The sequence below is a fragment of the Caballeronia jiangsuensis genome, from assembly GCF_046030135.1.
GTDB classification, from domain to species: Bacteria; Pseudomonadota; Gammaproteobacteria; order Burkholderiales; family Burkholderiaceae; genus Caballeronia; species Caballeronia jiangsuensis.
Map to the genome: position 1 here is coordinate 17,889 of NZ_JAQQDB010000030.1, position 17,266 is coordinate 35,154.

General features: G+C 63.0%; 15 protein-coding genes. 8 read left to right on the plus strand and 7 right to left on the minus strand.

The genetic code is table 11. From position 1 onward, the window contains the following. Nucleotides 1-411: 411 nt before the first annotated feature. On the minus strand, nucleotides 412-951 hold the full coding sequence (locus PQR08_RS26830; RefSeq protein ID WP_187607448.1) for a single-stranded DNA-binding protein: 540 nt from the start codon (nucleotides 949-951) through the stop codon (nucleotides 412-414). A 117-nt stretch (nucleotides 952-1,068) separates the two neighbouring features. Further along, nucleotides 1,069-2,271 carry an MFS transporter gene (locus PQR08_RS26835; RefSeq protein WP_187607447.1) on the minus strand — a complete coding sequence of 401 codons (1,203 nt, stop codon included), beginning with the start codon at nucleotides 2,269-2,271 and terminating at the stop codon, nucleotides 1,069-1,071. 341 nt (nucleotides 2,272-2,612) lie between these two features. Here PQR08_RS26835 and uvrA point away from each other — a divergent pair, with 341 nt between their 5' ends. Continuing rightward, complete coding sequence (gene uvrA / locus PQR08_RS26840; protein WP_187607446.1) at nucleotides 2,613-5,486, plus strand: excinuclease ABC subunit UvrA; 2,874 nt, start codon at nucleotides 2,613-2,615, stop codon at nucleotides 5,484-5,486. A gap of 109 nt (nucleotides 5,487-5,595) precedes the next feature. Then, a complete protein-coding gene (locus PQR08_RS26845) occupies nucleotides 5,596-6,687 on the plus strand; it encodes an AI-2E family transporter (protein WP_187607445.1) in 1,092 nt (363 codons plus the stop codon). 66 nt (nucleotides 6,688-6,753) lie between these two features. Here the strand turns inward: PQR08_RS26845 and purU are convergent, their stop codons facing one another. The 5 genes from purU to PQR08_RS26870 are packed head-to-tail and all read right to left on the minus strand — an operon-like array spanning nucleotide 6,754 to nucleotide 11,748. Then, on the minus strand, nucleotides 6,754-7,623 hold the full coding sequence (gene purU, locus PQR08_RS26850) for a formyltetrahydrofolate deformylase (RefSeq protein ID WP_250482999.1): 870 nt from the start codon (nucleotides 7,621-7,623) through the stop codon (nucleotides 6,754-6,756). Between the two features lie 31 nt (nucleotides 7,624-7,654). Further along, nucleotides 7,655-8,500 carry an NUDIX hydrolase gene (locus PQR08_RS26855; protein WP_408162890.1) on the minus strand — a complete coding sequence of 282 codons (846 nt, stop codon included), beginning with the start codon at nucleotides 8,498-8,500 and terminating at the stop codon, nucleotides 7,655-7,657. Nucleotides 8,501-8,513: 13 nt separating this feature from the next. Next, nucleotides 8,514-9,125, minus strand: a complete 612-nt coding sequence (locus PQR08_RS26860; protein ID WP_408162892.1) for a LysE family translocator — start codon at nucleotides 9,123-9,125, stop codon at nucleotides 8,514-8,516. 1 nt (nucleotide 9,126) lies between these two features. Continuing rightward, nucleotides 9,127-9,693, minus strand: a complete 567-nt coding sequence (locus PQR08_RS26865; protein WP_408162894.1) for an adenine phosphoribosyltransferase — start codon at nucleotides 9,691-9,693, stop codon at nucleotides 9,127-9,129. 60 nt (nucleotides 9,694-9,753) lie between these two features. Further along, nucleotides 9,754-11,748: a monovalent cation:proton antiporter family protein gene (locus tag PQR08_RS26870; protein ID WP_035497599.1), complete on the minus strand. Its 1,995-nt coding sequence runs from the start codon at nucleotides 11,746-11,748 to the stop codon at nucleotides 9,754-9,756. 160 nt (nucleotides 11,749-11,908) lie between these two features. On the opposite strand from PQR08_RS26870, the gene kdsD reads away from it, so the two are divergent. The 6 genes from kdsD to PQR08_RS26900 all read left to right on the plus strand — a co-directional run bounded on the left by kdsD (nucleotide 11,909) and on the right by PQR08_RS26900 (nucleotide 17,206). Continuing rightward, nucleotides 11,909-12,892: an arabinose 5-phosphate isomerase KdsD gene (gene kdsD / locus PQR08_RS26875; RefSeq protein ID WP_238209680.1), complete on the plus strand. Its 984-nt coding sequence runs from the start codon at nucleotides 11,909-11,911 to the stop codon at nucleotides 12,890-12,892. Beyond that, nucleotides 12,892-13,431, plus strand: a complete 540-nt coding sequence (locus PQR08_RS26880; RefSeq protein WP_187607439.1) for a KdsC family phosphatase — start codon at nucleotides 12,892-12,894, stop codon at nucleotides 13,429-13,431. Before kdsD ends, PQR08_RS26880 begins: the two co-directional genes overlap by 1 nt. 5 nt (nucleotides 13,432-13,436) lie before the next feature. Next, entirely contained in the window at nucleotides 13,437-14,039 is a 603-nt protein-coding gene (lptC, locus tag PQR08_RS26885) for an LPS export ABC transporter periplasmic protein LptC (protein ID WP_187607438.1), read from the plus strand. 30 nt (nucleotides 14,040-14,069) lie between these two features. After that, complete coding sequence (gene lptA / locus PQR08_RS26890; protein ID WP_187607437.1) at nucleotides 14,070-14,756, plus strand: lipopolysaccharide transport periplasmic protein LptA; 687 nt, start codon at nucleotides 14,070-14,072, stop codon at nucleotides 14,754-14,756. An 11-nt stretch (nucleotides 14,757-14,767) separates the two neighbouring features. Next, the gene (lptB, locus tag PQR08_RS26895; protein WP_187607615.1) at nucleotides 14,768-15,535 is read left to right on the plus strand and encodes an LPS export ABC transporter ATP-binding protein; all 768 of its coding nucleotides are present in this window, start codon (nucleotides 14,768-14,770) and stop codon (nucleotides 15,533-15,535) included. A gap of 153 nt (nucleotides 15,536-15,688) precedes the next feature. Next, entirely contained in the window at nucleotides 15,689-17,206 is a 1,518-nt protein-coding gene (locus tag PQR08_RS26900; RefSeq protein WP_187607436.1) for an RNA polymerase factor sigma-54, read from the plus strand. Nucleotides 17,207-17,266: the final 60 nt, after the last annotated feature.

Genomic DNA, 17,266 nt, shown 5'->3' on the forward strand with positions numbered 1-17,266 from the left:
TTTGCTTGGGTCGGCCTTGCTCGGGGGATTAATCCGAGCCAATCGACATAGGCATGTTTCGTCCGAATTTGTGTTTAGTTAAATACGACGAACAAATTCGCTTACAAATACCTAAATCAATGACGGCAAGCAAATAATTACTACTCTTGTATTTTCTTGAAAAACCACTTTCAAAATAGATTGCGAATATTTAACAGACCATAGGAGAAGTCCGATTAGGCTTCGAAGCCTTTCGGTTCCATTCCGGGCGCACCCGTCGTCCATGCGATTCCAAGAGATTAATATGCGCAGGCGGGAAAAGGGTGAGCGGGCAACATAATTCAGAAAACGCCCTGTCGGGACGAAAAAAATGGGCCTCGGGCTATGTCAGCCGGAGGCCCATCTTTCGATGCGCGAATCGTTATCGGTGGGTCAGAACGGGATATCGTCGTCCATGTCGTCGAAGCCGCCGCCTGCTGGCGCACTCGGACGGCTCGAACCGCCGCCGGCGCCACCAGCGCCACCCGCGCCGCCGCCGCTCGGGCGTCCGCCTGCGGGTGCGCGCCCGCCGCCGCCGGAACGCTCCATCGGCGCGCTGCGGCTGTAGCCGCCGTCATCGCCGCCGCCGGCCGCGCCGCCACGGCCGCCGAGCATCTGCATCTGATCCGCGACGATCTCCGTCGAATAGCGTTCCTGGCCCGATTGGTCGGTCCATTTGCGCGTGCGGATACGCCCTTCGATATACACCGACGAGCCCTTCTTCAGATATTCGTTCACGATCTCCGCGAGTCGGCCGAAGAACGCCACGCGATGCCACTCCGTGAGTTCCTTGAACTCGTTGGAGGCCTTGTCCTTGTATCGGTCCGTCGTCGCGAGACGAATGTTCGCCACGGCGTCGCCGCTCGGGAGGTAGCGGGTTTCCGGGTCGGCGCCCAGATTGCCCACGAGAATGACCTTGTTGACTGATGCCATGATTTCTCCGGTAGATTCCTTGCTAACTGTCAGCCGAATGCTGCAATCGGACCGATTCCGTCTTCAGACGTAATTCGTCCACACCATGCCGGCTTGATTCGATGATTCAAATATCTCTCAGGCGGCGCGCCCGGTTCTGCGCGGCGGCGGTTTCATCCATGCCGCGACGAGGAGCCACGCGAGCACCAGCACCGAACAAGCGTAGAAGACCGCGCTCGGCCCGTCGAGCTTCAGCAGCCAGCCGCCGATCACCCCACCAAGCGCAAGGCCGATCGACTGTGTCGTGTTGTACACGCCCGCCGCCGCGCCCTTTCTCGTGCCCGGTGCGAGCTTCGACACGAGCGACGGCTGCGACGCCTCCAGCACGTTGAAGCCGAGAAAGTACACGAACAGAATGGCAGCCACGGACCACAGCGTATGGGGAGCGGCGCCCAATAACAACTGGCCGATCAGGATAAGCCCGATCGCACTCAGCATGACGCTCTTCATTTTTCCACGTTTCTCGGCGGCGATGATCGCCGGAACCATCATCACGAAAGCGAGCGCCATCACGGGCAGGTAAATCTTCCAGTGCGACGCGACCGGCAGTCCGCCTTCCTCCAGAATGCGCGGCACGACGAGAAACAGCGCCGTCTGGGTGGCATGCAGCACGAGCACGCCGAAGTTCAAACGAAGCAACTCGACGTTGTGCAGCACCTCCGCGAACGGTGCCTTCACGTGGACCGGATGCGCCGGCGGATCCGGCACGATCCAGAACACCACGCCGATCGCGAGGATCGACAGCACGCCGATGACCGTGAATAGCCCGCTCATGCCGACCCAGTGAAACACGATGGGCGCGCCGACGATCGCCACCGCGAACGACACGCCGATGCTGCCGCCTACCATCGCCATCGCCTTGGTGCGGTTTTCCTCGTGGGTCAGATCGGCGATGAACGCGATCACCGCCGACGACACCGCGCCCATGCCCTGAATCACACGCCCGGCGATGATCCACGCCATCGAATGCCCGATGGCCGCGACAAAGCTCCCGATCGCGAACACCAGCAAGCCGAACGCGATGACCGGCTTGCGCCCGAACTTGTCGGAAACCCAGCCGTAGAAGATATAGAGCATGGACTGCGTGACGCCGTATGCGCCGAGCGCGATGCCGACGAGCAGCACGTTGTCGCCGCCGGGGATGGTTTTCGCATAGATGGAAAACACCGGCATGATCATGAAAAGACCGAGCATCCGCAGCGCGAAAATGGCGGCGAGCGACACGGTCGCCCGCAGCTCCGGCGCGGAGAGACGTGTAGACGTGGCAGACGGATTGGACATCAGAAACGGGAAAAGGATGAGGGTCGCGTATGGCCTGGCCTGCGGCGCAGCCAGGCGCGGTCGCCTTGTTCTTGCTCGAAACGGCACTATATGGAACGCATCGTGTGCGCGTACAGCTCGTCGCGCCGGCGCTCGCCTCGCAGATGGCCAGCAAGTCCCCGCGCCGGCCGATTGGCGTGCATCCGGCCCTTGGGCCCGGGAGCTGCGCCCTTTAAAAGTCGTTATAGTAGCAGGTTTGGCCCTCTCTCTTTCCGCCCGGCAATGGCTGTATGGCCCGTCCGTGCAGATGAAAGCGCCGCTGAAATCATCCGAAAGCACCCGAAAAACGCCGGAACGAACTCGTGGAAGAAATTCGCATTCGTGGGGCTCGCACCCACAATCTGAAGAACGTCAATCTCGACTTGCCGCGCCACAAGCTGATCGTGATCACGGGGCTGTCCGGGTCGGGCAAGTCGTCGCTCGCGTTCGACACCCTGTATGCGGAAGGCCAGCGCCGTTACGTGGAAAGCCTTTCGGCGTATGCGCGGCAATTTTTGCAGTTGATGGAAAAACCGGACGTCGATCTGATCGAAGGTTTGTCGCCCGCCATTTCGATCGAGCAGAAAGCCACGTCGCACAATCCGCGCTCGACTGTCGGCACCGTCACGGAAATCCACGACTATTTGCGTCTTTTGTACGCGCGCGTCGGTACGCCTTACTGCCCGGATCATCTGATCCCGCTGGAGGCGCAAAGCGTCTCGCAAATGGTCGATGCCGCGCTCGCGCTGCCCGAAGAAACCAAGCTGATGATCCTCGCGCCTGTGGTGGCGGATCGCAAGGGCGAGCACGTCGAACTGTTCGAGGAAATGCAGGCGCAGGGTTTCATCCGTTTTCGCATCCGCTCGGGCGGAGGCACCGCGAACGAAGGCGTCGCGAAAATCTACGAAGTCGATTCGCTGCCGAAGCTCAAGAAGAACGACAAACACACGATCGACATCGTGATCGACCGCCTGAAGGTGCGGCCGGACATGAAGCAGCGCCTCGCGGAATCGTTCGAAACCGCGCTGCGTCTGGCCGATGGCCGCGCGATCGCGCTCGAAATGGACACGGACAAGGAAAAGCTCTTCAGCTCGAAGTTCGCGTGCCCGATCTGCTCGTACTCGCTGCCGGAACTGGAGCCGCGCCTTTTCTCGTTCAACAATCCGATGGGCGCGTGCCCCGAGTGCGACGGCCTCGGCCAGATCACGTTCTTCGATCCGAAGCGCGTAGTCGCGCATCCGTCGCTGTCGCTCGCGGCGGGCGCGGTGAAGGGCTGGGACCGGCGCAACCAGTTCTATTTCCAGATGCTGCAGAGCCTCGCGGCGTTCTATGAATTCGAGATCGACGCGCCATTCGAGGACCTGCCCGAGAAAGTGCGCAAGATCCTCCTGTACGGCTCGGGCAAGCAGGCGATTCCCTTCTCGTACATCAACGAGCGCGGGCGCGCGTCGGTTCGTGAGCATGCATTCGAAGGCATCATCCCGAATCTGGAGCGGCGCTATCGCGAGACGGATTCCGCCGCCGTGCGCGAGGAACTCGCGAAATACCAGAACAATCAGCCCTGCCCGGCTTGCGAAGGCACGCGTCTGCGGCGCGAGGCGCGCTTCGTGAAAGTCGGCGCCGACGATCAGGCACGCGGCATCTACGAAATCAGCGGCTGGCCGCTGCGCGATGCGCTCGGCTATTTCCAGACGCTGCGCCTCGAAGGCGCAAAGGGCGAAATCGCCGACAAGGTGATCAAGGAAATCGTCGCGCGGCTCTCGTTTCTGAACAACGTCGGGCTGGATTATCTGTCGCTGGAACGCAGCGCTGAAACGCTCTCCGGCGGCGAGGCGCAGCGCATCCGGCTCGCGTCGCAGATCGGCTCCGGGCTCACCGGCGTGATGTACGTGCTCGACGAGCCGTCCATCGGTCTGCATCAGCGCGACAACGACCGGCTCATCGACACGCTCAAGCATCTGCGCGATATCGGCAATTCGGTGATCGTGGTGGAGCACGACGAGGACATGATCCGCATGGCGGATTACGTCGTCGATATGGGACCGGGCGCGGGCGTGCATGGCGGCGTGATCGTCGCGCAGGGCACGCCGGTTCAGGTGCAGAAAGACGCGAACTCGATCACCGGCCAGTATCTGTCCGGCAAGCGCACGATCAGTTACCCAACCGAGCGCACCGCGCCGGACGAGCGCATGCTGCGCATCGTCGAGGCGCACGGCAACAATCTGAAACGCGTGACGCTGGACCTGCCTGTCGGACTTTTGACCTGCGTGACGGGCGTTTCCGGCTCGGGCAAGTCGACGCTCATCAACGACACGCTGCAGCACGCGGTCGCGCAGCATCTGTACGGCTCGGCAACGGAGCCTGCGCCGTACGAGTCGATCGAAGGTCTGGAGCATTTCGACAAGGTGATCGCCGTCGATCAATCGCCCATCGGCCGGACGCCGCGCTCGAATCCGGCCACCTACACGGGCCTCTTCACGCCAATCCGCGAACTCTTCGCGGGCGTGCCGGCAGCCAAGGAGCGCGGCTACGATCCGGGCCGCTTCTCGTTCAACGTAAAGGGCGGACGCTGCGAAGCCTGTCAGGGCGACGGCGTGCTGAAGGTGGAAATGCACTTCCTGCCGGACGTCTACGTGCCCTGCGACGTATGCCACGGCAAGCGCTACAACCGCGAAACGCTCGAAGTCCAGTACAAGGGCAAGAACATCAGCGAAGTACTGGATCTGACGGTCGAGGCCGCGCACGAGTTCTTCAAGGCGGTGCCGGTGGTCGCGCGCAAGCTGAGAACACTGCTCGATGTCGGTCTCGGCTACATCAGGCTCGGCCAGTCCGCGACCACGCTGTCGGGCGGCGAAGCTCAGCGGGTGAAGCTTTCGCTGGAACTGAGCAAGCGCGATACCGGTCGGACGCTATATATCCTCGATGAACCGACGACCGGATTGCACTTCCACGATATCGCGTTGCTGCTCGAAGTGATCCATCGGCTGCGAGATCAGGGCAACACGGTCGTCATCATCGAGCATAATCTCGACGTGATCAAAACCGCCGACTGGGTGATCGACCTCGGTCCGGAAGGCGGTGCGGGCGGCGGCCAGATCATCGCCCAAGGCACGCCGGAGCAGGTCGCGAAGTCAAAAGCGAGTTTTACCGGCAGATATCTGGCACCCTTGCTGCAACGGGCCAAATCGGCGGCCTGAACCACGACGCCGGGCCTCGTGGCCGGGCGCCGCCAGCCGGACTGTTGGAATGCGCCGCGCGTCGCGGCACGAATAACCGTCGTACGCAGCAGGGGAAAGGAACGCAGTCATGCCGAAGCGCAACGAAGCTGCCAACGAGGAGGCGCGGGTACGGGACCTGCCCACACGCCACGTCAGGCTGACGAGCGACATGAGCTTGCCGAAGCTGTCCGCGGTGGAGATCGGCAGCTATATCCTCGCGCTCTTCGCGATGTGGCTGGTCCTCGATCTGAAATTGCTGGGCGGTCTTCTCGCCGGCATGCTCGTGTTCCAGCTCGTCCACATGATTTCGCCGGTCATCGAACGCCACGTGGTGAGCAAGGGCGCGCGGCTCATTGCGGTCGGACTGATTTCCGCGATCATCGTCGGCGGGCTGACGGGCGCCACCGTCGCCACCATCGAGCATTTCGAGCACGACGTGCCGAGCCTGCAAAAGCTGCTCGACCAGTTGATGACCATCACGTCGAGCGCGCGCCTGCGCGTGCCCGACTGGATCGCGAACTATCTGCCGGTCGATGCCGGCCAGATGAAGGACAAAGCTACCGAGCTGATGCACAGGCACGCCGAAATGCTCCAGCAAGGCGGCAAGGAGATGGCGCGCGGCTTCGGGCATATCCTGATCGGCATGATCATCGGCGCGATTATCGCGGTCAGCGCACCGCGGCCGTCGAATCATCGCTTGCCGCTGTCCACGGCGCTCATCGCGCGCGTGTCGCGCTTCGCCGACGCGTTTCGCCGCATCGTGTTCGCGCAGATCAAGATTTCGGCGATCAACGCGGTCTTCACCGCGCTTTATCTGCTCGTCGCGCTGCCGGTCTTTCACGAGAGATTGCCGCTCTCCAAGACGCTCGTGCTGGTGACGTTCATCGTCGGGCTGCTGCCGGTGATCGGCAATCTGATCTCCAATACGATCATCGTCGGGATTTCGCTGTCGGTGTCGTTCGGCACGGCGGTCGCGTCGCTCGCGTTCTTGATCGTCATCCACAAGCTCGAATACTTCCTGAATGCGCGCATCATCGGCGGCCAGATCGAGGCGCGCGCCTGGGAACTGCTTCTCGCGATGCTCGCAATGGAAGCCGCATTCGGCATTCCGGGCGTGGTCGCCGCGCCGATTTTCTACGCGTATATCAAGCGTGAGCTGATTTATCTGCGGCTTGTCTGATTCGATCCGGTCGCCCTAAACAAAAACGCCGCATTTCTTGCGGGCGTTTCTGCATTCGAAGGGCGATTAACGGAACACGACCGTTTTGTGCCCGTTCAAAAGAATGCGATGCTCCGCGTGCCATTTCACCGCGCGCGCGAGCGTCACGCATTCGACGTCGCGGCCGATCGCCGTCAGTTGATCCGGCGTCATGTTGTGATCGACCCGCTCCACTTCCTGCTCGATGATCGGGCCTTCGTCGAGATCGGACGTGACATAGTGCGCGGTCGCGCCGATCAGCTTCACGCCGCGGTCGAACGCCTGGTAGTACGGCTTCGCGCCCTTGAAGCTCGGCAGGAACGAGTGATGGATGTTGATCGCGCGGCCCGCGAGCTTCTCGCACATGTTCGCCGACAGAATCTGCATGTAACGCGCGAGCACGACGAGATCCGTGTCGTGCTGATCGACGATTTCCAGCACGCGCGCTTCCTGCGCGGCCTTTGCATCCGGCGTCGACTTCAGCAGCGGCAGATGATGGAACGGAATGTCGTAGCTCGCGGCGAGTTGATAGAAATCCTTGTGATTCGAGATGATCGCCGGAATCTCGATCTGCAACTGGCCGGTGCGATAGCGGAACAGCAGATCGTTCAGGCAGTGCCCGATCTTCGACACCATGATGACGACGCGCGGCTTCACCGACGCGTCATGCAGCTCCCAGCGCATGCCGAATTCGTCGGCGAGGTCGCTGAACGACTTGCGCAGCGCGTCGAGACCGGGATCGCCGCCGACTTGCTGAAAATGCACGCGCATGAAGAACTCGCCCGTGCGGCTGTCGCCGAATTGCGCGGAGTCGAGGATATTGGCGCCGAGGTTGAACAGGAAACCCGACACGGCATGCACGATTCCCGGCCGGTCCGGGCACGACAACTTCAGATAGAAACTATGTTCGGTCGACATGACCTTTCCTCGTTCGTTTGATTCTTGGTGTTCAGAGCGGCGGCGGATCGAAGAGCGCGTCGATGCCCTCGCACGCGTCTTCGTCGATCCACTGGTGGCGCAGCATGCAATCGAGCGTCGCGAGACTGGCGTCGACGGTGAGCTTGCCCTCCTCGATCCAGCGCGCGACCTCTTCGATGCGTGCAAGACGATGCTCGCCGACTTCGCCGTCCTGGTTGCGCGGCGCGAAATCGGGCGGCAGAGAGATGTCGTACACGAAGATCTGCTCGGCCTGCGTGCCTTCGGGCAAGGATTGCAGCACATGGAACGTGCGGCCGCGCTCGGCGGTTTGCGCGAGCGCGGCGCTCATGCCCGCCTCTTCCCAGCATTCCTTCACGAGCGTCGGCATCAACTCGAAGCCCCAGCCGATGCCGCCCGCCACGATGTTGTCGAGCATGCCGGGATCGGTCGCCTTCGTCTCGCTGCGGCGCGCGATCCACAACTGCGGCGGCTTATCGCGATATTTTACGATGCCGTTCAGGTGCACCGCGTAGGTCATCGTGCCGAAGAAGCGCGACGCCGCACGCTCGATGAACGCGAGCGGCGGCGCGTCGAAGTCGTTGCGGATCGCGTAGGTTTCGTCGCGCCAGCCGGGAATCCGGCCTTCCGCGTACAACGCGCCGATGACCGCGCCGAGCGCGGCGCTGCGCGTATTCACATCGGCGAGCGAAGCGTTCAGCCGAACCGATGTTTCGTCGATCCCGAAGACGTCGGGCCAGCGCCGTAGCGCGTCGACATCGATGCGGCGAATCCAGCCGACGCGTTCATCGCCGATGAAAAACGGCGCGTGCGCGGCAGCATCGAAATGGCGCGCGGCATCGATGGCAGGCAGCGTCATGCAGATATCCCGGTCAGCGCAAGGCGACGCGAACGCCCAGCAGGATAAACGTCACGCCCGCGAGCCGGTCGAGCCACACGCCGACGCGCGGACGGCGCTTCAGCCATACGCCGATCATCCCCGCGCCGATACCGAAGAGCGAGAACACGACGACCGTCTGCAACATGAACAATCCGCCGAGCTCGAACATCTGAAGCATCACGCTCTGCGCGCCGTGCGGATCGACGAATTGCGGCAGGAACACGATGAAGAACAGCGTGACTTTCGGATTCAGTATGTTGCCGATCACGCTCTGGCGGAACACGGTCGAAAGCGGCTGGCTCGGGCGCGCGTGCGCCGTCGAGAGACCGTGACTGCGCAGCGCCTTGATGCCGATCCAGACGAGATACGCCGCGCCCGCGAGCTTCACCGCCTGAAACGCGACGGGCGACGAACGCAGCAGCGCCGCGATGCCGAGCGCGGCGAGCGTCGTATGGAAGATCACGCCGAACGCGAAGCCGAGCGCGGCGACGACGCCCGCGAGGCGTCCTTGCGAAATGCCGCGCGCGAGCACTTGCAGATTGTCCGGGCCGGGCGCAACCGTGATCGCGACCGATGCGGCAAGAAAGAGCAGGAAGTTGGGCATCTCAATGTCCGCCGAATTCGCACACGGTATAGAGCGGCACGCCGTTCGCGCGCAGCAGTTTCGAGCCGCCGAGATCCGGCAGATCGATAATCGCGGCCGCTTCCACCACTTCCGCGCCTAGCCGTTCGAGCAGAATCTTGCCGGCCATCATCGTGCCGCCTGTCGCGACCAGATCGTCGACGATCACCACGCGATCGCCCGGCTTGCACGCATCCTCGTGAATCTCGACGGTCGCGCTGCCGTACTCCAGGTCGTACGACTGCGAGAGCGTCTTGTACGGCAGCTTGCCCTTCTTGCGGATCGGCACGAAGCCGAGACTCAGCTCGTACGCGAGAATCGGCCCGATGATGAAGCCGCGCGCATCCATGCCGGCGATCACGTTGACGTTCTCGTCGATATAGCGCTGCACGAACAGGTCGATCAGCATGCGCAGCGCCTTACGGTCTTGCAGGATCGTCGTGATGTCGCGGAACTGCACGCCGGGCTGCGGCCAGTTCTCGACGGTGCGCACGCGCTCCTTGATGAAACGCGCGGCGTCGAGCGGTGCGTTCGAAGGGGTAATGGACATGACTTCTCCGGAGTCCGCGCCGTGAGGCCGCGCGTTCGCCTTGGTGACAAAAGAGGATAACTACGCCGCCCGGCGGTTGCGCGAGAGCCGTTCCTCGGCTTGCGCGAGCACTTCGGGCAGGCCGCGCAGCACGACGATATCGTTCGCGCGCAGCTTGGTTTCGGGGTCGGGTTCGACGCCCCGGATGCCGTGGCGCCGGATCGCGGTCACCTCGACTCCATTGCCGACGAGTCCGAGATCGTCGAGCGAATGCCCAACGGCTTCGGAATTTGCGTCGATCGGTACGGATTGTAGCCGCACCTGCTCGTGGCCATCGTCGTCGTCGACATCGTCGGCGCCGTGGAAGTAGCCGCGCAGGAGGCTGTAGCGCGCGTCGCGCATTTCCTCGACGCGCCGCACGACGCGCCGCATCGGCACGCCCATCAGCACGAGCGTGTGCGACGCGAGCATCAGACTGCCTTCGACGATCTCCGGAATCACTTCCGTCGCGCCCGCGGCGGTGAGCTTTTCGAGATCGGCGTCATCGACCGTGCGCACGATCACGGGCAGGGTCGGCGCGAGTTCGTGGATGTTGTGCAGCACGCGCAGCGCCGACGGCGTGTTCGCGTAGGTGATCGCGACGGTCGCCGCGCGATGCAGCCCCGCCGCGAGCAGCGACTCGCGCCGCCCGGCATCGCCGAACACGACCGATTCGCCCGCCGCCGCGGCCGCCGCGACGCGGTCCGGGTCCAGATCCAGCGCGACATAGGAAATGCCTTCCTGCTCCAGCATGCGCGCGAGGTTCTGCCCCGCGCGGCCGTAACCGCAGATGATCACGTGGCCGCTCTGCTTGAGGCTCTGCGTCGCGATCTTCGTCATCTGCAGCGATTGCAGCATCCATTCCGTCGACGACAGCCGCAGCACAATCCGGTCCGCGTTCTGGATGATGAACGGCGCGGCGAGCATCGAGAGCAGCATCGCGGAGAGAATCGCCTGCAGGATGGTCGAGTTGACGAGATGCGAATCGAGGATCAGGTTCAGCAACACGAAACCGAATTCGCCTGCCTGCGCAAGCCCGAGGCCCGTGCGCATCGCGACGCCCGGCGCCGCGCCGAACGCACGCGCGAGACCGGTGATCATCACGGCTTTGAGCAGGATCGGCACGACGAAAAAGCCGAGCACGAGAAGCGGATGTTCCCAGATCACGCGCGGATTCAGCAGCATGCCGGTGGTCACGAAGAAGAGACCGAGCAGCACATCGCGAAACGGCTTGATGTCCTCTTCCACCTGATGCCGATACGGCGTCTCGGCGATCAGCATGCCCGCGATGAACGCGCCGAGCGCGAGCGACAGGCCGAATTTGTCGGTGATGAACGCCGCGCCCAGCGTCACTAGCAGCAGGTTCAGCATGAACAGCTCTTGCGAGCGGCGTCGCGCGACGAGATCGAACCAGCGCGTCATGAACTTCTGGCCGATGAACAGCAGGACCGTCAACGCGACGACGATCTTCACTGCCGCGATGCCGAGCCACATCGCGAGCTGAGACGAATTGCCGTTGCCGAACGCCGCGATGATGATGAGCAGCGGCACGACCGCCAGATCCTGGAACAGCAGCACGCCGAAGATGTTGCGGCCATGCTCCGATTCGAGTTCGAGCCGCTCCGCGAGCAGCTTGCTGACAATGGCGGTGGAGGACATGGACATCGCGCCGCCGAGCGCGAAGCTCGCCTGCCATGACATCTCCATCCAGAAATTGGCGATCCAGCCGAAGATCAGCGCGAGCGCGATCGTCGCCGCGACCTGACTCGCGCCGAGGCCGAACACGATGCGCCGCATCGAGCGCAGTTTGGAGAGCGAGAATTCGAGCCCGATGGAGAACATCAGGAAGACGACGCCGAATTCGGCGAGATGCTGCGCGCGGTCAGAATCCGGCGCGATACCCGCTGCATGCGGTCCCACGATGATGCCGACCGTCAGATAGCCGAGCATCGGCGGCAGATTGAAATAGCGAAATACGACGACGCCTGCCACGGAGCAGAGCAGCAGCAACAGCGTCATTTCGAGCGGAGAGGTCATCCGGCTAGCGTCCTCGTTCGTCAGTGTTCCGAGGCGCGTGCTTCAGGCGCTCCGGCATCTTAAAAAGGCCCCTGACGACAGGGCTTGCGGGGGCGGATAGGCGGCGGCGCGCCGCGCTCCCGGCGGGGCGGCTGAGAAACGCCTTTGCTATACTCCGCGCATGATAGCGAAAATCAATGGCGACCGGGCACTGGCGCTGGCTCGCAACGTAATCCAGATCGAAGCCGACGCCGTTCGCGGGCTTTCCGAACTCCTCGACGAAAACTTCACGAGCGCGGTCGAAACGCTGCTCGCCTGTCGCGGCCGCGTGGTCGTATCGGGCATCGGCAAGTCGGGCCATGTCGCGCGCAAATTCGCCGCGACGCTCGCGAGCACCGGCACGCCCGCGTTCTTCGTGCATCCCGCCGAGGCGAGCCACGGCGACCTCGGCATGGTCACCGCCGACGACATCTTCATCGCGCTGTCCAACTCGGGCGAAACCGAGGAGCTCGTTGCCATTCTGCCGCTCATCAAGCGGCTCGGGGCGAAGCTGATCGCGATCACCGGCCGTCCCGAATCGAGTCTCGCGCAATTGGCCGACATGCACCTCAACGCGCGCGTCGAAAAGGAAGCGTGCCCGATGAATCTCGCGCCCACGGCCAGCACGACCGCCGCGATGGCGCTCGGCGACGCGCTCGCCGTCGCCGTGCTCGATGCGCGCGGCTTCGGTCCCGACGACTTCGCGCGCTCGCATCCGGGCGGCGCGCTCGGACGGCGCCTGCTCACCTACGTGCGCGACGTCATGCGCGTGGGCGACGAAGTGCCGGTCGTATCGCTCGACGCGACTGTTTCGGACGCGCTCTTCCAGATCACCGACAAGCGCATGGGCATGACGGCGGTCATCGATGCAAACCGTCACGTTCACGGTATTTTCACCGACGGCGACCTGCGCCGCATCCTGCAGCGCGACGGCGATTTCCGCGCGCTGAAGCTCGTGGACGTCATGACGCGCAATCCGCGCACGATCGCGCCGGATCATCTTGCCGTCGAGGCCGTGGAACTGATGGAGCGCTATCGCATCAATCAGATGCTGGTCGTGGACGCCGATGCCACTTTGATCGGCGCACTGAACATGCACGACCTCTTCTCCAAGAAGGTAATCTGATGGCGCAGAAGCCTCTCACCGCCGCCGAACGCGCGAGCCGCCTCAAGTTGATGGTATTCGACGTCGACGGCGTTTTCACCGACGGCAGCCTCTTCTTCACCGCTGACGGCGACGCGATGAAGTCGTTCAATTCGCTCGACGGCCACGGCGTGAAGATGCTGCAGTCCGTCGGCGTGCAAACGGCCATCATCACGGGCCGGCAGTCGGGCATCGTCGCGGCGCGCGCGCGCGAACTGGGCATCACGCATCTCTATCAGGGCGTCGCCGATAAAACCGTCGCGCTCGCCGAACTGCTCGATGCGACCGGCATCGCGGCCGACGAATGCGGCTATATGGGCGACGACTGGCCCGACCTCGCGGTCATGCGCCGCTGCGGCTTTGCGGCCGCGCCCGCGAACGCGCATCCCGAAGTGATCCAGCGCGTGCACTGGGTCGCGGAAGCGCGCGGCGGACACGGTGCAGTGCGCGAAGTCTGCGACGCGATCCTGCGCGCGCAACATCGCTACGACGAACTGCTCGCCGCGGCGCTCGGAGGCTGAAGCCCATGCAACGCCCCGGAAAGCTCGCCTCGCTCCTGCCGCTCGTCGCGATGGCGGCGCTGGCCGGCATCACCTACTGGCTGCTGCAAGCCACGCTGCCTCCCGCGCAGCAGGCGCCCGCACCGGAGAAGCGCCACACGCCCGACTACTTCGCCAACAACTTTTCCGTTTCCGAGCTCGACGCCACCGGCACGACGCAATATCGTCTGACGGCGAAATCGATGGTGCATTACGAAGACGACGAGAACAGCGACCTGACGCTGCCCGCAATGCGCATGTTCCAGCCGCTGAAGCCGACCGTCACGGCGACAGCCCTGCGCGGCACGGTCAACGGCGACGTCTCGATCGTCGATCTTTACGACGACGCACGCATCGTGCGCGCGGCCGGCTACGGAGATCCGCAGATGCAGGCCGATTCGCAGCATTTTCGCGTGCTGGTGAACGACGATGTCATCGAAACGGAAAAACCGGTTAGACTTCAGCGCGGCCCGTCCGTGATGACCGCCTCTGGCATGAACTACAACAACGTGACCCGGGTAATGAAGCTCTTCGGTAACGTGCGCGGTGCAATCGCCGCCACGGATATCAACGGCGGCTCGTCCAAGTAATCCCGGCACTCCCATCCGAATTGTGACTGCATGAACGAAAGGTACCCTCGTCCCGATGGCGGCCATGCGCGCGCAACGCCCGCGCGCCGCGCCGTGCACGCCTCGCGGGCCGGGCTCGCCGCCGCGCTGACCATCGCCGCTGCGCTGGCCGCGCTGCCCGCGCACGCCGAAAAGGCCGACCGCGACAAACCGCTCAACATCGAAGCGGACAACATGTCCTACGACGATCTCGGCCAGAAAAACATCTTCACCGGTCACGTCGTCGCGACCAAAGGCACGATCGTCATCAAGGCCGACCGCGTGGAAGTCACGCAGGACCCGCAGGGCTATCAATACGCGACCGGCACGTCGAGCGGCAACAATCTCTCGTACTTCCGCCAGAAGCGTGACGGCCTCGACGAGTACATCGACGGCAACGCGGTCCGCATCGACTACGACGGCAAGAACGACTTCACGAAGCTCACGACACGCGCTGTCGTGCGCCGCCTGCAAGGCCTGACGAAAGTTCAGGACGAAGTGCACGGCAGCGTGATCACTTACGACGGCCAGAAGGACTTCTATACGGCGACCGCGGGCAAGGACCAGGCCGGTCCCGGCAATCCGAACGGCCGGGTGCGCGCAATGCTCGCGCCGCGCTCGGGCGGCGCCGCGCCGCTGAACGGATCGCCCGCCACGCTTTCTCCGTCGAACACCATTCAAGGAAACCCGCAGCAGTGAATTCGACCTCCATGCCCCACCGCAAGCCGGAAGGCCAATCGAGTTCGCTCGTCGTCCGCAATCTGAAGAAGCGATACGGGTCGCGCACCGTGGTGAAGGACGTGTCGCTCGATGTAAAGAGCGGTGAAGTGGTCGGCCTGCTCGGTCCGAACGGCGCGGGAAAGACCACGTCGTTCTATATGATCGTCGGTCTCGTGCCGCTCGATGCCGGAGAAATCGACCTCGACGGCAACTCGATCAGCCTTTTGCCGATTCATCAGCGCGCGCACCTCGGCTTGTCGTATCTGCCGCAGGAAGCCTCGGTGTTTCGCAAGCTCACCGTCGAGCAGAACATTCGCGCGGTGCTGGAACTGCAGAGCGACGAAGCGGGCAAACGCCTGTCAAAAGACGCCATAACACAGCGCGCAGAAGCCTTGCTCGACGAGTTGCAGATCGCGCATCTGCGCGAGAATCCGGCGCTGTCATTGTCGGGCGGCGAGCGCCGTCGCGTCGAGATTGCGCGCGCGCTCGCGACCAATCCGAGCTTCATTCTGCTCGACGAACCGTTCGCGGGCGTCGATCCGATCGCCGTGCTGGAAATTCAGAAGATCGTGAAGTTTCTGAAGCAGCGCAACATCGGCGTTTTGATCACGGACCACAACGTGCGTGAGACGCTCGGCATCTGCGATCACGCGTATATCATCAGCGACGGCAGCGTGCTCGCGGCAGGCGCGCCGGGCGAAATTATCGAAAACGAAAGCGTGCGCCGCGTCTATCTCGGCGAGCATTTCCGCATGTGAAACACGCTCGCAAAAACGGCGAGTATCGTGCGCCGCATCATGCGACAGCAGCAAAACTTACGTGCCGCCCCTTCGGGCGGCATGCGCTTTTTTGGAATCCCCGCGAGGTTTCGCGCGCGTGGCAAACTCTCTACAATGAAATAAAACCTTGCCATGAAAGCCAGCCTCCAACTTCGCCTCTCGCAGCATCTTGCGCTGACCCCGCAACTTCAGCAGTCCATCCGGCTGCTGCAGTTGTCGACGCTCGAACTGCAGCAGGAAGTCGCGATGGCCGTCGCTCAGAATCCACTGCTCGAGAACGACGACGACTGGATCACGAGCCCGCTGCGCGTCGCCGCGGACGGCTCGCTGATCGCGGCGCCGAACACGCCGAGCACGCCGCCCGATTCGATGATGAGCAACGGCTCGTCATCGAGCAGTTCCAGTTCCGAACGTTCGGAAAATAGCGAACCGCAGGGCGTCGACGAATACAACGGAATGGGTTCGGACAGCGCTCAGGATTCCAGTTCGTGGAACCTCGAAGACTACGGCCGTTCGAACAACGCGTCCGACGACGACGATCTCCCGCCGCTGCAAATCCACGAATCGACCACGACGCTGCGCGACCATCTGACCTCGCAGTTGCGCATGACCGCGGCGAATCAGCGCGATCGTGCGCTCGTCACGTTTCTGATCGAATCGCTGGACGAGGACGGGTATCTGACGTCATCGCTCGATGAAGTCCAGACCGATCTCCCCGAAGAACTCGAAGTCGATCTCGACGAGTTGAGCGCGGCGCTCGCCTTGCTGCAAAGCTTCGATCCGCCCGGCGTGGGCGGACGTTCGGCATCGGAATGCCTGAAGCTGCAGTTGCTGCGCCTCGACGGCTCGCCCACGCGCACGCTGGCGCTCGATATCGTCACGAATCATCTTGAACTGCTCGCGGCGCGAGACTTCACGCGTCTGCGCAAGCAACTGAAGGCCAACGACGACGCGCTGCGCGACGCGCATGTGCTGATCAGATCGCTGGAGCCTTTCCCCGGCGCCGCGTACGGCAAGAGCGAAGCGGACTATGTCGTGCCGGATATTCTCGTGCGAAAGGCGGCGAGCGGATGGACGGCGGAGCTGAATCCGGAGATCGTGCCGAAGCTGCGCATCAACCATCTGTACGCGAACATCCTGCGCAACAATCGCGGCGATCCGGGCAGCGGCTCGCTGCGTCAGCAACTCCAGGAAGCGCGCTGGCTCATCAAGAATATTCAGCAGAGGTTTGAGACGATTCTGCGTGTCGCGCAGGCGATCGTGGAGCGTCAGAAGAACTTTTTTGCACATGGCGAAATCGCCATGCGGCCCTTGGTTTTGCGGGAGATTGCTGATACGCTGGGATTACACGAATCGACGGTTTCTCGTGTGACCACAGGCAAGTACATGCTCACCCCATTCGGGACGCTTGAATTTAAGTACTTCTTTGGATCGCACGTTTCGACCGACACAGGAGGCGCGGCATCGTCAACGGCGATCCGGGCCCTCATCAAGCAACTGATAGGAGCGGAAGACCCCAAAACTCCTCTTTCAGACAGCCGCATCGCCGAACTGCTGGCGGAACAAGGATTCGTGGTCGCGCGGCGCACCGTCGCCAAGTACCGCGAAGCCCTCAAGATCCCGGCAGTGAATCTGCGCAAGTCTCTATGACCCGTCTCTGTAGTCCATCGCGTGTTGTGATGGGCGTTTACCGGCCGCATCGCGAGAGCG